A 16,434-nucleotide genomic window follows, 5' to 3' on the forward strand; every position below is an offset into this window, starting at 1 on the left:
TTACGGGCGCGGTTCAACGGCCGCCTTAACCTCGAGGCGGCTTGCGGGTAGAATGGCGCGCGATTTGCGCACGCCCCGCGTGCGTCTAAGCTTGCCGACGAATCCCCACGCCCCGAAGAGGTCCGCCCCATGAGTGTTCACGCCATCCAGCATCCCCTGGTCCAGCACAAGCTGGGACTGATGCGCGAAGCCGGTATCAGCACCAAGAGTTTCCGTGAACTGGCCGGCGAGGTGGCCAAGCTGCTGACCTACGAGGCGACCCAGGATCTCGAGCTGGAGATCCAGGAGATCGACGGCTGGAGCGGCAACAAGATTCCCGTTCAGCAGCTCAAGGGCAAGAAGACCACCATCGTGCCGATCCTGCGTGCCGGCCTCGGCATGCTCGACGGCGTCACCGACCTGATTCCCAGCGCGCGGATCAGCGTGGTCGGCCTCTACCGCGACGAGGAGACCCTCGAGCCGGTGCCGTACTTCTCCAAGTTCGCCGGCGAGCTGGACGAGCGCATGGCTATCGTCATCGATCCGATGCTGGCCACCGGCGGCACCATGGTCGCCACCCTGGACATGCTGCGCGAGCGCGGCTGCCAGCACATGAAGGTGATCGTGCTGGTGGCGTCGCCCGAGGGCATCGAGCGCGTCCAGGCGTCCTACCCGGACATCGAGATCTACACCGCCTCGGTGGACGAGCGCCTGGACGAGCACGGCTACATCGTCCCCGGACTGGGAGACGCCGGCGACAAGATCTTCGGCACCCGCTGATTCAATACATCATTGATTGCTCTGACGCCCCTTCTTCAGGGGCGTTTTTCTGCCAGGCTCTTACGGAGACTTCGGATGACGGAAAGTACCGCTTCCTCGACCGCCCCGACGGCCGAATCCCCCCTGCGTACACTGATCGTCGGCGCCCAGATGCTGTTCGTGGCCTTCGGCTCGCTGGTGTTGGTGCCGCTGCTCACCGGTCTCGATCCCAACGTGGCGCTGTTCACCGCCGGCATCGGCACCCTGGTGTTCCACGCCGTGACCCGCAACAGCGTGCCGGTGTTCCTGGCCTCGTCGTTCGCCTTCATCGCGCCGATCCAGGGCTCGGTGGCGAGCTTCGGCGTCTCCGCGACCCTCGGCGGGCTGCTGGCCGCCGGCGTGGTCTACATCGTGATCTCGCAGATCGTGCGCCTCAAGGGCACCGTCTGGCTGCATCACCTGCTGCCGCCGGTGGTGGTGGGCCCGGTGATCATGGTGATCGGCCTGGCCCTGGCGCCGGTGGCGGTGGACATGGCCACCGGCGGCACCAGCGACGCCATCGGCTACGGCCGGGCGATGGTGCTGTCCATGGCCAGCCTGCTGGTGACCCTGGTGCTGGCGGTGTTCGGCCGCGGCCTGATCCGCCTGATCCCGATCCTCGGCGGCATCGTCACCGGCTACCTGCTGGCCGCACTGATGGGCGTGGTCGACTACACCCCGGTGCGCGAGGCGGCCTGGCTGGCGATGCCCGAGTTCGTGGCGCCGAGCTTCCACTGGGCGGCGGTGCTGTTCATGATCCCGGTGGCCATCGCCCCGGCGGTCGAGCACATTGGTGACATGATCGCCATCGGCTCGGTGACGCGTCGCAACTACCTGGACAAGCCCGGCCTGCACCGCACCCTGCTGGGCGACGGCCTGGCGACCTGCACGGCCTCGCTGTTCGGCGGCCCGCCCAACACCACCTATTCCGAGGTCACCGGCGCCGTGACCCTGACCCGCGCCTTCAATCCGCGGATCATGGTGGTCACCGCGGTGATCGCCGTGCTGCTGTCGTTCCTCGGCAAGCTCGGCGCCGTGCTGCAGACCATTCCCGGCCCGGTGATGGGCGGCATCATGACGCTGCTGTTCGGTTCCATCGCGGTGGTCGGCATGAACACCCTTGTCCGCGCCGGCAAGCCGCTGACCGCGCCGCGCAACCTGGTGGTGGTGTCGCTGATCCTGGTCTTCGGCATCGGCGGCATGCAGCTCGGCGGTGGCCAGTTCACCCTGCAGGGCGTCGGCCTCGCCGCGCTGGTGGGTATCCTGCTCAACGCCATCCTGCCGCGCGCCGAGGAGGAATAAGGCCTCGCCGCCGGCGCTGTCGAATGGCCGACAGTGCCGGCGGCCGGTCTCGCTTTCCGCCTTCCCGTTGCCTCCTTTCTTCTCCCTTGGTCTGGCTTGGCAAGGGCGCTCCTCGGGTCTACATTTTAATAAAATGTAGATATTCATCGGAGCGCCCTCATGAGCCAGATCACTCCCATGACCTGGGATGACCCTTTCCGCCTCATCGATCAGCTGGACGGCGACGAGCGACTGGTCCAACAGACCGCCCACGACTACTGCCAGGATCAGCTGCTGCCCCGGGTGCGCGAGGCCAACCGCCTGGAGCGCTTCGATCGCGAGATCATGACCGAGATGGGCGAGCTCGGCCTGCTCGGGGCGACCCTCGACGGCTACGGCTGCGCCGGGATGAACTATGTCAGCTACGGGCTGATCGCCCGCGAGGTCGAGCGGGTCGACTCCGGCTATCGCAGCGCCATGAGCGTGCAGTCGAGCCTGGTCATGTACCCGATTCACGCCTTCGGCAGCGAGGCCCAGAAGGATCGCTACCTGCCGAAGCTCGCCAGCGGGGAGTGGGTCGGTGCCTTCGGTCTCACCGAGCCGGATCACGGCTCCGATCCCGGCGCCATGTCGACCCGTGCCCGGCGGACCGACGGCGGCTGGCGGCTCAACGGCACCAAGACGTGGATCACCAACGCGCCGATCGCCGACGTCTTCGTGGTCTGGGCCCGGGACGAGGAGGGCACGATCCGCGGTTTCGTGCTGGAGCAGGGCATGGCGGGGCTCTCGGCCCCCAGGATCGACGGCAAGTTCAGCCTGCGCGCCTCGACCACCGGCCAGATCGTGATGCAGGACGTGGAGGTCTCGGACGACGCCCGCCTGCCTGGCGTCACCGGCCTCAAGGGGCCCTTCTCGTGCCTCAACCGCGCCCGCTTCGGCATCGCCTGGGGCAGCATGGGCGCCGCCGAGGCCTGCTGGCACGCCGCCCGCCAGTACACGCTGGACCGCCGGCAGTTCGGCCGCCCGCTGGCCGCCAATCAGCTGATCCAGAAGAAGCTCGCCGACATGCAGACCGAGATCGCGCTGGGGCTGCAGGCCGCGCTGCGGGTGGGGCGGATGATCGACGACGGCCAGCTGGTGCCCGAAACCATCTCGCTGATCAAGCGCAACAACTGCGGCAAGGCCCTGGACATCGCCCGCCAGGCGCGGGACATGCACGGCGGCAACGGCATCAGCGACGAGTATCCGGTGATCCGCCACGTCATGAACCTCGAGGCGGTCAACACCTACGAGGGCACCCACGATATCCATGCGCTGATACTCGGGCGCGCCCAGACCGGCATTCAGGCCTTCACCGGCTAATACAGGACTCCTCGATGGCTTGACGCCGGAGCAGCTTCGAGAGGAGGGAGGGTGCAATGAGCGGACCGCTGGACGGCGTGGTGGTGCTGGATCTGTCCCGGGTGCTGGCCGGGCCCTGGGCGGGGCAGCTGCTGGCCGACCTGGGCGCCCGGGTGATCAAGATCGAGCACCCCGTGCGCGGTGACGATACCCGCGGCTGGGGACCGCCCTGGCTGGAAGGCGAAGAGAAGGCTGAGCAAGGCCGCGAGGAGAGCGCCGAGCGTCTGGCCGCCTACTATCTTTGCGCCAATCGCGGCAAGCAGTCGCTGGCCGTGGATATCGCCACCGAGGCGGGCCAGGCGCTGGTGCGTCGGCTCGCCGCCGGCGCCGACGTGCTGCTGGAGAACTTCAAGGTCGGCGGCCTGGCCCGTTATGGCCTCGACCATCAGAGCCTGAAGGCGGTGAATCCGGGCCTGATCGGCTGCTCGATCACCGGCTTCGGCCAGGACGGCCCCTACGCCCACCGCGCCGGCTACGACTTCATGATTCAGGCCCTGGGCGGGCTGATGAGCCTGACCGGCGAGCCCGACGGCATGCCGATGAAGACCGGGGTCGCGATCACCGATGTGATGACCGGGCTCTACGCCGCGGTCGGCGTGCTGGCGGCCCTCTATGAGCGGCAGCGGGGCGAGAAGGGCGAACAGGGTGAGGCGAGGGCCGAGGGGCGTCATATCGATGTGGCGCTGCTCGACGTCCAGCTGGCGACCCTGGCCAACCAGGCGCTCAACGCTCGGGTGACGGGCGAGAGCCCTGCCCGCCACGGCAACGCCCACCCCAACATCGTGCCCTACCAGGCCTTCGCCTGCGCCGACGGCTACCTGGTGCTGACGGTGGGCAATGACGCCCAGTTCGCACGCCTGGCCGAGTTGCTCGGGCAGGCGGCGTGGGCCGACGATCCGGCCTTCGCCACCAACGCCGCTCGAGTCGCGCACCGCGAGACGCTGGTGCCGCGGATCGCCGAGGCGTTGCTGACCCGGCGGCGCGATGCCTGGCTGGCCGATCTCGAGGCCCTCGGCATTCCCGCCGGGCCGATCAATACCCTGACCGAGGCCTTCGACGATCCTCAGGTGCGCCATCGTGGCCTGTGCCGCACCCTGGCGCTCGCCGATGGGCGGTCGGTACCGCAGATGGCCAACCCGCTGCGCTTCGACGGCGAGAGTGCCACCTCCGATAGCGCGCCGCCGAGCCTCGGCCAGGACAGCGACGCCGTGCTCGCCGAGCTGGGCCTCGACGCCGAGGCGATCGCGCGGCTGCGGCGTCTGAATATCGTGCGCTGAAGCGTCCGTGACCTCCCGCCCGGTGTTCCCTGAGACCAGTTCAGCGCGGCGAGAAGCGTCGGCTGATGCCGGTCTCGGCGATCATCCGGGTCGAGATCTCCTCCACTGAGAAGCGCGTGGTATCGATGTAGGGGATGTGCATGCGACGATACAGCGCCTCGGCCTCGGCCACCTCCTGCACGCACTGATCCATGGAGCTGTAGCGGCTGTTGGGGCGCCGCTCATGGCGGATCGCCGCCAGCCGGCGCGGGTCGATGGTCAGCCCGAACAGCTTGTGGCGATGCTTGGCCAGCACCGGCGGCAGCTTGAGGCTGCCGTTCTCGTCCTGGTCGTCTTCGGTCAGCGGGTAGTTGGCCGCACGGACGCCGAACTGCAGCGCCAGGTACAGCGAGCTCGGCGTCTTGCCGCATCGCGACACCCCGACCAGGATGATGTCCGCCTGGTCGTACTGATGGGTGCGGGCGCCGTCGTCGTTGTCCAGCGCGAAATGCACCGAGTGGATGCGATCCATGTAGACGTCGTCGCTGCCGATGGCGTGGGTGCGGCCCACGCTGTAGGAGGAGTGGGTGGCCAGCTCCTGCTCCAGGGGCTTGAGGAAGGTCGAGAAGATGTCGACCGTGAAACCCGGCGCGGTGCGAATCACGTCGCGCACGTCCTGGTCGACGATGGTGTCGATGATGATCGGGGTGTTGCCGTCCTTGATCGCGGTGGCCTGGATCACCTCGACCAGACGCTTGGCCTTGTCGACGCTGTCGATGTAGGGCTTGGTCAGCATGCGCATCTCGACGTTCTCGAACTGCGCCAGCAGGCTGCGACCCAGGCTCTCGGCGGTGATGCCGGTGCCATCGGAAATGAAGAAGGCGGTACGTGTCATGGGGCTCGCTCGGGCGGGAGAAGGAATGGCCTCATTGTCGAGTCTCGCGCGGGGCCAGACAAGCCGACTACAGGAAATGCCCGGATCGGCGAATTGTTGTAAAAAACCTTCAGTGACTTAGCTGTTAGACCAATGGCGAATATGGAAGGCCGTTGATAGAGTCGTTCGCATCCACTCATGAAGGTGCGTCAGGCACTTTCCGGTGTCGGTTTCCAATCCTAAGGGGGTTTCGTGGACGATTACATTCAGTGGTTCGAGAAGCTGGGCATGAACGACGTCGAGCGCGTCGGCGGCAAGAACGCCTCGCTCGGCGAGATGATCTCCAACCTGGCCGAGGCCGGTGTCACCGTGCCCGGCGGCTTCGCCACCACCGCCCACGCCTACCGCGAGTTCCTGTCCCACGAAGGCCTCAACGAGCGCATCAACGAGGCGCTGTCCACGCTGGACGTCGATGACGTCGCCGAGCTGGCTCGCGTCGGCGCCCAGATCCGCCAGTGGGTGATCGACACCCCGCTGCCGCCGACCTTCGAGGCCGCCCTGCGCGAGAGCTACGAGAAGCTCGCCGCCATGCACCCGAACCTCAAGGTCGCGGTGCGCAGCTCCGCCACCGCCGAGGACCTGCCGGACGCGTCCTTCGCCGGCCAGCAGGAGACCTTCCTCAACATCGAAGGCTTCGACAACATCAAGCGGGCCGTGCACGAGGTGTTCGCCTCGCTGTTCAACGACCGCGCCATCTCCTACCGCGTGCACCGCGGCTACGCCCACGAGAACGTGGCGCTGTCCGCCGGCATCCAGAAGATGGTGCGCTCCGAGACCGGCGCCTCCGGCGTGATGTTCACCCTGGACACCGAGTCCGGCTACCGCGATGCGGTCTTCGTCACCGCCTCCTGGGGCCTGGGCGAGACCGTGGTGCAGGGGGCGGTGAACCCCGACGAGTTCTACGTCCACAAGTCGACCCTGGCCGCCGGCCGCCCGGCCGTGCTGCGTCGCAACCTGGGCTCCAAGCTGATCAAGATGGTCTACACCGAGGATGCCAGCGCCGGCAAGTCGGTCGAGACCGTGGACGTTCCGCTGGCCGACCGCGCGCGCTTCTGCGTCGACGACGAACAGGTCATGGCCCTGGCCCGCCAGGCGGTGATCATCGAGCAGCACTACGGCCGCCCGATGGACATCGAGTGGGCGATGGACGGCGACGACGGCAAGCTCTACATCGTCCAGGCGCGTCCCGAGACCGTGGTCTCCCAGCAGGAGGGCGGCAAGCTCGAGCGCTTCCAGCTCAAGGAAAAGGGCCGCACCCTGGTGACCGGCCGGGCCATCGGCCAGCGCATCGGCAGCGGCGCGGTCAAGGTCGTCGAGACACCCGAGGACATGGACAAGATCCATGCCGGCGACGTGCTGGTCACCGACATGACCGACCCCGACTGGGAGCCGGTGATGAAGCGGGCCTCCGCCATCGTCACCAATCGTGGCGGTCGTACCTGCCACGCGGCGATCATCGCCCGTGAGCTGGGCATCCCGGCCGTGGTCGGCTGCGGCGACGCCACCGAGGTGCTGGAAGACGGTCGCGATGTCACCGTGTCCTGCGCCGAGGGCGATACCGGCCATGTCTACGACGGCCTGCTGGCCTTCGATCGCAACGTCACCAGCGTCGATGCGATGCCGGAAATCCCGTTCAAGATCATGATGAACGTCGGCAACCCGGACCGCGCCTTCAGCTTCGCCAGCCTGCCCAACGCCGGCGTCGGCCTGGCGCGCCTGGAGTTCATCATCAACCGCATGATCGGCGTGCACCCCAAGGCACTGCTCGACTACGAGACCCTGTCGCCGGATCTGCAGCAGACCATCGACGTGCGCACCGCCGGCTACGACGATCCGGTCAGCTTCTACGTCGACAAGCTGGTCGAAGGCATCTCCACCCTGGCGGCATCCTTCTACCCGCAGCGGGTCATCGTGCGCCTGTCGGACTTCAAGTCCAACGAGTACGAGAACCTGATCGGCGGCAAGCTCTACGAGCCGGGCGAAGAGAACCCGATGCTGGGCTTCCGCGGTGCCTCGCGCTACCTCTCCGAGGACTTCCAGGCCTGCTTCGAGCTGGAGTGCCGGGCGATCAAGCGCGTGCGCGACGAGATGGGCCTCGACAATGTCGAGATCATGGTCCCCTTCGTGCGCACCACCGAGGAAGCGAGTGGCGTCATCGACCTGCTGGCCGCCAACGGCCTGAAGCGTGGCGACAACGGCCTCAAGGTCATCATGATGTGCGAGCTGCCGGCCAACGCGCTGCTGGCCGACGAGTTCCTCGAGTACTTCGACGGTTTCTCCATCGGCTCCAACGACCTGACCCAGCTGACCCTGGGCCTCGACCGCGACTCCGGCATCGTCGCCGGGCTGTTCGAGGAGCGTAACCCGGCGGTCAAGAAGCTGCTGTCCATGGCCATCCAGGCCTGCAAGGCCCAGGGCAAGTACGTGGGCATCTGCGGCCAGGGCCCGTCCGACCACCCGGACCTCGCCAAGTGGCTGATGGAGCAGGGCATCGACTCCGTTTCCCTGAACCCGGACGCGGTACTGGAGACCTGGTTCATGCTGGCCGGCGAAACGCTGGGCTGATCGTCGCGCGATCGCGACCGTGAGTGACACGACACCCGGGCCTCGGCCCGGGTGTCGTCGTTTCTGCACACCCTTTGCACGCTTGGCCGGGCGAGAGGGGGTAGACTGCGGCCATCCTTCAGACAACAGGAGAATGCCCGTCATGCCCTCACAGACGCGTCGATTCCATCGCCTGGCGCCGGCCGGCGCCCTGATCCTCGGCCTCTTGGCGCTGCCGGCGCTGGCCGATCCCGACAACGGTAACGGGCCGCCGGAGCATGCCAGGAAGGGGCAGGGCGGCCAGGGTCAGTCCGAGCGACTGCGCGATGACGCCCACGGTCGCGAGCGTACGGAGCGCCGCGAGGAACGCCAAGAAGAGCGTTCTGACGAGCGTCACGCGGAGCGCGGCTTCGATGGTCGGGATCGCGGGCGCGATGGCCGCGACGGCCCCCGCCTCGAGGAAGCGCAGATCCGCGATATCTTCCACGGCCATCGCGACCGCTATGCCCATCAGGACCGCGCCTCGATTCCCCCCGGCGTGCGCCAGAACCTGGCCCGCGGCAAGCCCATGCCCCCGGGCATCGCCAAGCGGTTCGGTGACGACATCCGTCGCGACCTGCCGCACTACGACGGCTATGAATGGCGCCGCGTCGGTACCGATGCCGTGCTGGTCGACATCACCAACGACATCATCCATGACGTGATCCGCGACGTGCTCGACTGATTCGGAGCGGGTCGCCTTCCTGGGATCCACCCTGCTGTCGTCGACGACGATGGAGACGGACCATGGTGGATCCTTTGAGGTGGCGGTGGAGGTGGAGGCGGTGTTCCGATGCCGCCCGAGCGAGCCCTTCGACTTCGCCCTGACCGGCAGCACGGCGCGGTGCAGGAGGTGGGCGGCCTGTCGCGGGCCATGATACCGGTCATCGTGGCCCCCTGAGCGGTCCTGGTTTCCCACAGAGGGCGCGGCTTTTGGCATCATTGGCGGTTGATTGTCTCGAGGAGCCGCCCGATGGCGTATTTTCTGGTAATGGGCGGGCTGGCCCTGACCGTATGTGTCACCTTCGGGTGGGCCGTCTGGCGGATGCTGCGCTGGGCCTGCGCGCGTCTGGGGCGCAGCACCCCGTCCGGGGGAAGGAGGAAGACGGCCGCCAGGGCGTCGAAGGGTCGACGGGGGGCGGCCAAGTCAACGTCCAGGGCGTCGAGCAAGGCACCGTCCAGGGAAACGGAGAAGGCGCCATCGCGCCGTGATGCCGCCGCCGCGGGCAATGATGCCGCGCGCCGTGACAAGAAGGCGGAGCCGTCGCCTCCCTGGCGGCTGACCATGGCGCTGGCGCCGCTGCAAGGCACCTGGCCGCTGGCCGTGCTGCTCGGCGTTCTGTACGGCGGCGGACGGCTGGTCGACCATGGCATGGTGGCCCGGCCCCAGCACGCCCCCGACGCCTTTCGACAGCTGGTGGAGGCCGTGGGCTGGGGCGCGATGGCGTTGGTCGGTGTGGCGCTGGTCGGCCTGTTGGCAAGCTGGCGCTGCCGGCGTCATGCCTAGCAGATCAGTCGCGCAGCCAGTGACGCAGCTTCAGCAGCAACAGGGCACCGTCGCCCAGCGACCGCCGCTCGGCCAGCAGTCGGCGCAGTGAGGCCGGGCGGTCGGTGATGATGCCGTCCACCCCGAGGTCGATCAGCCGCGACATGCGGGTCGGGTCGTTGACGGTCCAGGCCATCAGGGCATAGCCGTGGTGCTGGGCGAGCCGTACCTCGCGCTCGTCGATGCGGTTATGGCGCAGCGCCAGGACATCGTAGCCATGCCGAGGCAGGGCGCCCCGCAGCGTCAGCTGGGCCAGCAGCATGCGGCGCACCCCGGGGGCCCGTCGAGCGACCTCGTCGAGCAGCTCATAGGACTGGGCGGCCAGCCATATTCCCGAGCTCAGATCGGGGGCGCCGCAGGCCGCGCGGCCGACACCGTCCGACGCACGGTCGCGACAGTCTCGCCGTGCCCGGGCCTCGGCCTCCAGTAGCGTCACGACCCGGTCCACGAGCCGCTGGCCATGGCCCGGGTCCGGCTTGAGCTCTATCACCAGCCCGGCTCGCCCCCTGACCTTCACCAGGGCCTCCTCGAGGTCGGGAATCCGGGTGCCCACGAAGGGGTCGCCGAACCAGCTGCCCACGTCCACGCCGTCGAGGACGTCGTGCTCGAGGTCGGCGATGCGGCGATCATCGCCGGCCAGGCGGGACAGGGTGGTGTCGTGGTAGAGCACGACCTCGTCCTCGGCGGTGAGCCTGGCATCGACCTCGATCAGATCGGCGCCGTCATGGATGGCCTGTTCGATGGCCGGCAGGGTGTTCTCCGGGGCGACCATCGAGCTGCCGCGGTGGGCGATGTTGTCGACCTCCTCGCGGATCGTGCTGCCCTGCACGACCCACCAGGCCTGGGCGATGGCGAAGGCGAGAACGCCCAGCTCCACGCCCCAGGCCAGGCGCCCGGGGTGTGCCGACGGCGGCGCCGGCGGCCGTGGCTCACGGTGCGCCAGGCGCAGGTAGAGGCAGCTTCCCAGCAAGGCGTTGGCGGCGATGCCGACGAAGACCGCGGCCAGGGTCACCAGGCCGTAGGCGGTGACATAGCCGAGCATGGCGGGCAGCAGGATCTCGCGACGCTCGGGCAGATGACCCAGCAGCGGAGTGAAGAGGGCGTCGAAGAGGGCCCCGACGCCGAGCGGCAGCGCCAGGATCGTCGCCAGCAGCACCAGGATCGATGCCGCGATGCCGCGGCGGCAGCCGTGGGTCAGGCGCGCGCTGCGCTTCAGGGCGTGGAGCGGGCCGAGGCCCTCCAGGATCAGCGCCGGCAGGGCCAGATGCCAGCGGGTGTAGAGGGCGGCGGCCAGGGCGCCCCAGCCCAGTATCACCGGGGCGATCGTGGCGAGGAAGGCCCACAGGGCCGGGGGGAGCACCTGCTGGACATAGTAGGGGTCGAGGTCGCCAAGCAGGCGGCCGTGCAGCGTCACCACGATGCCGGCCACGGGCAGCATCAGCAGCAGCTGCGTGCCGACCTGGAGCAGCGCCAGGCCGGACAGCGCAGGCAGCCGGCGCAGGCTGTGCCAGAGTGCCTCGGCGGCCAGGCGAAGATGGTTGTCACGGGGACGCACCGCGACCAGGGTCATGCCGGCCTGCTGCAGGTAGAGGATCAGGAAGGTGACGGCCAGCGTGGCCAGCAGCCAGGCCATCCCGCCCGGTGTCCACAGCGCCTCGAGCAGGGCCTGGAGAGTGATCAGCGGGCGGTCGAGACGCCCCAGCATGCTGGCCAGGCCCCAGCCCGCCGCCGGCAGCAGCAGGCTCGAGGCGAGCAGGGTGAAGAAGGCGTGAAAGGCGATCAGCGGGCGCAGATGGTGCTTGAGGCTGCGCAGGACGTCGCCGCTCAGGCGAGGCGTGGTCGGCATCTTGTGGGGCATGCCCTCAGCCTGCCAGCCGAGTCCCTCGCGCGGCAAGCCGCTGCGCCGTGTCTGGTGGGGGATCAGTCCAGTGCGAGGCGGTCATCGGCGATCAGGATGCCGTTGTTGTCGGCGTAGAGCCACTGGCCGGGTTCGATGGTCGCACCGTCGAAGCTGACCGGCACGTCGCGCTGGCCCTCGCCGTGCTTCTCGCTCTTGCGCGGGTGGGCGGCCAGGGCCTGGATGCCGAGTTCGGTCTCGGCCAGCTCGTCCACGTCGCGCACGCAGCCGTACATCACCACGCCCGCCCAGCCGTTGCCGGCGGCCTGTTCGGCCAGTCGGTCGCCGAGCAAGGCGCAGCGGGTCGAGCCGCCGGCATCGACCACCAGCACGGCGCCGTCGCCGGGCTCGTTGACGGCCTGGCGCACCAGCGAGTTGTCCTCGAAGCACTTGACGGTGCGCACCGGGCCGAAGAAGGTCTCATGGCCGCCGAAGTTGACGAACATGGGCTCCAGCACGGCCACTTCGGGATAGGAATCGCACAGATCGGGGGTGACGATGGCAGGCATGACGGGGTGTCTCCTCGGTCGATGAACCCATCGATGATGCCACAGCCAGACGATGAGGAAAGTCCCCCCTTGGGGAGTGGCAGAACGGACGGGGCAACAAAAAAAGCGCCCCGCACGGGGCGGGGCGCTTCGGTCGTCGACGGCCCGCCTTACGGCGGGCCCGCGATGTTGCGAGCATCGGTGACGATGGCGGTGATCAGGCTTCCTGGCTCACCGGGATCACGTTCGAGGCGGCGTTCTGGAACTCCTCGATCTCGTGGAAGTTCATGTAACGATAGATCTCGCCGGCCATGGCGTCGAACTCGCTCATGTAGCGGCGATATTCGCTGACGCTCGGCAGGCGACCCTCGACCGCGGCCACGGCGGCGAGCTCGGCGGACGCCAGGAAGACGTCGGCGCCGTCACCCAGGCGGTTGGGGAAGTTGCGCGTGGAGGTGGAGACCACGGTGCTCTTGGCGGCGACGCGGGCCTGGTTGCCCATGCACAGCGAGCAGCCCGGCATTTCCATGCGTGCGCCGGCGCGGCCGTAGATGCCGTAGTAGCCTTCGGCGGTCAGCTGGTGCTGGTCCATCTTGGTCGGCGGCGCCAGCCACAGCTTGGTCTTCAGGCTGCCCGCGGGCTGCTTCTCGAGCAGCTTGCCGGCGGCACGGAAGTGACCGATGTTGGTCATGCACGAGCCGATGAACACCTCGTCGATGTCCTGGCCGGCGACGTCGGACAGCAGGCGGGCGTCGTCCGGGTCGTTCGGGGCGCACAGCACCGGCTGGTCGAGCTGGTCGAGATCGATCTCGATGACCTCGGCATACTCGGCGTCCTTGTCGGCGCGCATCAGGCTCGGGTTCTCGAGCCACTCTTCCATGCCCTGGATGCGGCGCTCGATGGTACGGGCATCGCCGTAGCCGTTGGCGATCATCCACTTGAGCAGGGTGATGTTGGACTTCAGGTACTCGCTGACGCTGTCCTCGGAGAGGGTGATGGTGCAGCCGGCGGCGGAGCGCTCGGCGGAGGCGTCGGAGAGTTCGAAGGCCTGTTCGACGGTGAGGTCCTCGAGGCCCTCGATTTCCAGCACGCGGCCGGAGAAGGCGTTCTTCTTGCCGGACTTCTCGACGGTCAGCAGCCCCTGCTGGATGGCGTAGTAGGGGATGGCGTGGACCAGGTCACGCAGGGTGACGCCGGGCTGACGCTGACCCTTGAAGCGCACCAGCACGGATTCCGGCATGTCCAGCGGCATCACGCCGGTGGCGGCGGCGAAGGCCACCAGGCCGGAGCCCGCCGGGAAGGAGATGCCCATCGGGAAGCGGGTGTGGGAGTCGCCGCCGGTGCCCACGGTGTCGGGCAGCAGCATGCGGTTCAGCCAGCTGTGGATGATGCCGTCGCCCGGACGCAGCGAGACGCCGCCGCGGTTCATGATGAAGTCGGGCAGGGTGTGGTGGGTCTCCACGTCGACCGGCTTCGGATAGGCGCTGGTGTGGCAGAAGGACTGCATCACCAGGTCGGCCTGGAAGCCGAGGCAGGCGAGGTCCTTGAGCTCGTCGCGGGTCATCGGACCGGTGGTGTCCTGGGAACCCACGGTGGTCATCTTCGGCTCGCAGTACATGCCCGGGCGCACGCCTTCCATGCCGCAGGCCTTGCCGACCATCTTCTGGGCCAGGGTGAAGCCCTTGCCGGTGTCGGCCGGCTGTTCGGACAGGCGGAAGACGTCGGACGGGGCCAGGCCCAGGGACTCGCGGGCCTTGGCGGTCAGGCCGCGGCCGATGATCAGCGGGATACGGCCGCCGGCGCGGGCCTCGTCGAGCAGCAGCTGGGTCTTGAGCTCGAAGGTGGTCAGCACTTCGTCGGTGCCGTGCTTGCAGACCTTGCCTTCATACGGGTAGACGTCGATGACGTCGCCCATCTCGAGCTTCTCGACGTCCATCTCGATCGGCAGGGCGCCGGAATCTTCCATGGTGTTGAAGAAGATTGGGGCGATCTTGCCGCCGAAGCAGAAGCCGCCGGCGCGCTTGTTCGGCACGTTGGGAATGTCGTCGCCGAAGAACCACAGCACGGAGTTGGTGGCGGACTTGCGCGAGGAGCCGGTGCCGACCACGTCGCCGACGTAGACGACCTGGTGCCCCTTGGCCTTCACTTCCTCGATCTGCTTGAGCGGACCGGTGACGCCCGGCTCTTCCGGCTCGATGCCGTCGCGCGGGTTCTTGAGCATGGCGTTGGCATGCAGCGGGATGTCCGGGCGCGACCAGGCATCCGGGGCGGGGGAGAGGTCGTCGGTGTTGGTCTCGCCGGGCACCTTGAACACGGTCAGGGTGATCTTGTCGGCGAGTGCCGGCTTGGAGAGGAACCACTCGGCCTCGGCCCAGGACTCGATGATCTCCTTGGCCACGGCGTTACCGGCCTTGGCGCGCTCTTCCACGTCGTGGAAGGCGTCGAACATCAGCAGGGTGTGCTTGAGCTGCTCGCCCACTTCCTTGGCCAGCGAGTCGTCGTCCAGCAGCTCGACCAACGAGGCGATGTTGTAGCCGCCCTGCATGGTGCCCAGCAGCTTGACGGCGTGGACGCGGTCGATCAGCGGAGACTCGGCCTCGCCTCGGGCGATGGCGGTCAGGAAGCCGGCCTTGACGTAGGCGGCCTCGTCGACGCCCGGCGGCACGCGGTTGGTCAGCAGGTCGAGGATGGCCTCTTCCTCGCCGGCGGGCGGATTCTTCAGCAGTTCGACCAGGGCAGCCGTCTGCTCGGCGTTCAGCGGCTTCGGCGGAACGCCCGCCTGGGCGCGCTCCTCGACATGTTGGCGATAGGCTTCAAGCACGTGGTGGCCCTCATTGGTTGGTAGTGGCCGAGCGTCCTGCGGCGGCGATGATGCCGCAACGAGCCGCTTGGCACGACGCACAGTCGCCAGCCGGAGGTGACCGATCGTGGCGGGAATCCCGGGATTCGTCGCCGATCGGCGTGACGCCTGGCTGGCTCCTGGCACGGTCAACGGTGGCGGTATTCTAGGAGAAACTGTCGACAATGTTAAGAATCCCGGCCATGACGGGCTTCGAACTTTGGTCTCTGGTCGTGTTCGAGGCCCGGCGGGGTGCCAGTGTGCGGTCGTCACGTTACCATGGTGCGACTTTCATCAACGGAGAGGAGTGGCCGATGGCGGGGCGTATCGCCTCCCCCTGTGTGGGCCTGTGTTCGACGACGGTGGGCGATCGCGTCTGCCGCGGCTGTCAGCGCATCGACGACGAGATCCGCGACTGGCCGGCCCTTGACGGCGAGGCGCGTGAGCGGCGCATGACCGAGCTGGACGCCCTGCGCGTCGAGGTGGCCGGCCGTCACCTGAGCGTGGTGGACGCCGCGGCCCTGGAGGCCCAGCTGGTGCGCCACCGGATTCGCTTTCGCGCCGATCAGCCGCCGCTGTCCCGGGCGGTGGAGCTGTTGCGGGTCGGCCGCGACCGTATCCGCGACCTGTCGCGCTATGGCCTGGCGCCCGTCGAGTCGCTCGACGCCGCGACCCTGCATGCCCGCCTCGCCGCCGACCTGCTGGACGCCGCCGAGGCGCGCCGCGAGGCCCGGGCCTCGCTCTCCTGATTTCCCAGACCATGTACCGCCGGACTCTTCGATGACCGCCATTGCCGATGCCCCTGCCCCCGTCGACCTGCTGCCCGAGGGGCTGCTCGCGTTTCTCCACTGCCCGACGCCCGATGCCTGGGTCGACTGGGCCCTCGATAACCCCGAGCTGCTGCTGATCGACCACGCCCAGTGCGAGAAGAAGGCCGCCTCCACGGCCATGAGCCTGCTCTATCGCTATGTCGACCGGCCGCTGCTGCTGACCAAGATGTGTCAGCTGGCCCGCGAGGAGCTGCTGCACTTCGAGCAGGTGGTCACGCTGATGGAGCAGCGGGGCATCGTCTATCGCCACCTGTCGGCCTCGCGCTACGCCGAGGGGCTGCGCCGGCACGTGCGCGGCGAAGAGCCGCAGCGGCTGGTCGATATCCTGATCGTGGGGGCGCTGATCGAGGCGCGCAGCTGCGAGCGTTTCGCCCGTTTGATCCCCCAGCTTGACGATGAGCTTGCAAAGTTCTATCGCAGTCTGGTTAAGTCGGAAGGGCGTCATTATGAGGATTACCTGATGCTGGCACGCCGGGCCGCCCCGGAGGCCATCGACGATCGCATCGCCTTCCTCGCCGCGCGAGAAGCCGAGCTGATCACCATGCCGGATACGGCATTTCGTTTTCACAGCGGTGTTCCCGCCTGACGTTCGGGGCGCCGCC

At 68.1% G+C, this 16,434-nt stretch carries 13 protein-coding genes; 9 read left to right on the forward strand and 4 right to left on the reverse strand.

Annotated elements, in window-relative coordinates; genetic code table 11:
• Positions 1–129 precede the first annotated feature (129 nt).
• The 4 genes from upp (at position 130) to UYS_RS0206560 (ending at position 4,736) form a co-directional block, all read left to right on the forward strand.
• A complete protein-coding gene (gene upp, locus UYS_RS0206545) occupies positions 130–759 on the forward strand; it encodes a uracil phosphoribosyltransferase (protein WP_016854703.1) in 630 nt (209 codons plus the stop codon).
• Between the two features lie 75 nt (positions 760–834).
• A complete protein-coding gene (locus tag UYS_RS0206550; RefSeq protein WP_016854704.1) occupies positions 835–2,079 on the forward strand; it encodes a uracil-xanthine permease family protein in 1,245 nt (414 codons plus the stop codon).
• A 159-nt stretch (positions 2,080–2,238) separates the two neighbouring features.
• The gene (locus UYS_RS0206555; RefSeq protein ID WP_016854705.1) at positions 2,239–3,420 is read left to right on the forward strand and encodes an acyl-CoA dehydrogenase; all 1,182 of its coding nucleotides are present in this window, start codon (positions 2,239–2,241) and stop codon (positions 3,418–3,420) included.
• A gap of 56 nt (positions 3,421–3,476) precedes the next feature.
• Positions 3,477–4,736, forward strand: a complete 1,260-nt coding sequence (locus UYS_RS0206560) for a CaiB/BaiF CoA transferase family protein (protein ID WP_016854706.1) — start codon at positions 3,477–3,479, stop codon at positions 4,734–4,736.
• A 40-nt stretch (positions 4,737–4,776) separates the two neighbouring features.
• Here the strand turns inward: UYS_RS0206560 and ppsR are convergent, their stop codons facing one another.
• Entirely contained in the window at positions 4,777–5,610 is an 834-nt protein-coding gene (gene ppsR, locus UYS_RS0206565; RefSeq protein ID WP_016854707.1) for a posphoenolpyruvate synthetase regulatory kinase/phosphorylase PpsR, read from the reverse strand.
• Positions 5,611–5,841: 231 nt separating this feature from the next.
• Here ppsR and ppsA point away from each other — a divergent pair, with 231 nt between their 5' ends.
• The 3 genes from ppsA to UYS_RS18390 all read left to right on the forward strand — a co-directional run bounded on the left by ppsA (position 5,842) and on the right by UYS_RS18390 (position 9,739).
• Positions 5,842–8,214 carry a phosphoenolpyruvate synthase gene (ppsA, locus tag UYS_RS0206570; protein WP_016854708.1) on the forward strand — a complete coding sequence of 791 codons (2,373 nt, stop codon included), beginning with the start codon at positions 5,842–5,844 and terminating at the stop codon, positions 8,212–8,214.
• A 142-nt stretch (positions 8,215–8,356) separates the two neighbouring features.
• The gene (locus tag UYS_RS0206575) at positions 8,357–8,917 is read left to right on the forward strand and encodes an anti-virulence regulator CigR family protein (protein WP_016854709.1); all 561 of its coding nucleotides are present in this window, start codon (positions 8,357–8,359) and stop codon (positions 8,915–8,917) included.
• 288 nt (positions 8,918–9,205) lie between these two features.
• Entirely contained in the window at positions 9,206–9,739 is a 534-nt protein-coding gene (locus UYS_RS18390) for a hypothetical protein (protein ID WP_156821554.1), read from the forward strand.
• Between the two features lie 4 nt (positions 9,740–9,743).
• On the opposite strand, the gene UYS_RS0206590 is transcribed toward UYS_RS18390, so the two are convergent.
• From UYS_RS0206590 to acnB, 3 genes are all read right to left on the reverse strand, one after another.
• Positions 9,744–11,636: a glycerophosphodiester phosphodiesterase family protein gene (locus tag UYS_RS0206590; protein ID WP_016854712.1), complete on the reverse strand. Its 1,893-nt coding sequence runs from the start codon at positions 11,634–11,636 to the stop codon at positions 9,744–9,746.
• A 62-nt stretch (positions 11,637–11,698) separates the two neighbouring features.
• Positions 11,699–12,184, reverse strand: a complete 486-nt coding sequence (rraA, locus tag UYS_RS0206595) for a ribonuclease E activity regulator RraA (RefSeq protein WP_016854713.1) — start codon at positions 12,182–12,184, stop codon at positions 11,699–11,701.
• A 196-nt stretch (positions 12,185–12,380) separates the two neighbouring features.
• Complete coding sequence (gene acnB, locus UYS_RS0206600) at positions 12,381–14,984, reverse strand: bifunctional aconitate hydratase 2/2-methylisocitrate dehydratase (protein ID WP_016854714.1); 2,604 nt, start codon at positions 14,982–14,984, stop codon at positions 12,381–12,383.
• A 332-nt stretch (positions 14,985–15,316) separates the two neighbouring features.
• On the opposite strand from acnB, the gene UYS_RS0206605 reads away from it, so the two are divergent.
• Both UYS_RS0206605 and UYS_RS0206610 read left to right on the forward strand, forming a co-directional pair.
• Positions 15,317–15,751, forward strand: coding sequence for a DUF1289 domain-containing protein (locus tag UYS_RS0206605; protein WP_016854715.1), 435 nt, complete (start codon positions 15,317–15,319; stop codon positions 15,749–15,751).
• Positions 15,752–15,782: 31 nt separating this feature from the next.
• On the forward strand, positions 15,783–16,418 hold the full coding sequence (locus tag UYS_RS0206610) for a MiaE family protein (RefSeq protein WP_016854716.1): 636 nt from the start codon (positions 15,783–15,785) through the stop codon (positions 16,416–16,418).
• The last annotated feature ends 16 nt before the right edge of the window (positions 16,419–16,434 follow it).

This window comes from Halomonas smyrnensis AAD6 (assembly GCF_000265245.1).
GTDB classification, from domain to species: domain Bacteria; phylum Pseudomonadota; class Gammaproteobacteria; order Pseudomonadales; family Halomonadaceae; genus Halomonas; species Halomonas smyrnensis.

Bases quoted from the DNA above. Each gene is read 5' to 3' on its own strand.
- UYS_RS0206550 (WP_016854704.1), top strand. From the start codon at position 835: ATGACGGAAAGTACCGCTTCCTCGACCGCCCCGACGGCCGAATCCCCC.
- UYS_RS0206590 (WP_016854712.1), bottom strand. From the start codon at position 11,636: ATGCCCCACAAGATGCCGACCACGCCTCGCCTGAGCGGCGACGTCCTG.
- UYS_RS0206610 (WP_016854716.1), top strand. From the start codon at position 15,783: ATGACCGCCATTGCCGATGCCCCTGCCCCCGTCGACCTGCTGCCCGAG.
- UYS_RS0206605 (WP_016854715.1), top strand. From the start codon at position 15,317: ATGGCGGGGCGTATCGCCTCCCCCTGTGTGGGCCTGTGTTCGACGACG.
- UYS_RS0206575 (WP_016854709.1), top strand. From the start codon at position 8,357: ATGCCCTCACAGACGCGTCGATTCCATCGCCTGGCGCCGGCCGGCGCC.
- rraA (WP_016854713.1), bottom strand. From the start codon at position 12,184: ATGCCTGCCATCGTCACCCCCGATCTGTGCGATTCCTATCCCGAAGTG.
- UYS_RS0206560 (WP_016854706.1), top strand. From the start codon at position 3,477: ATGAGCGGACCGCTGGACGGCGTGGTGGTGCTGGATCTGTCCCGGGTG.
- UYS_RS18390 (WP_156821554.1), top strand. From the start codon at position 9,206: ATGGCGTATTTTCTGGTAATGGGCGGGCTGGCCCTGACCGTATGTGTC.
- UYS_RS0206555 (WP_016854705.1), top strand. From the start codon at position 2,239: ATGAGCCAGATCACTCCCATGACCTGGGATGACCCTTTCCGCCTCATC.
- ppsR (WP_016854707.1), bottom strand. From the start codon at position 5,610: ATGACACGTACCGCCTTCTTCATTTCCGATGGCACCGGCATCACCGCC.
- upp (WP_016854703.1), top strand. From the start codon at position 130: ATGAGTGTTCACGCCATCCAGCATCCCCTGGTCCAGCACAAGCTGGGA.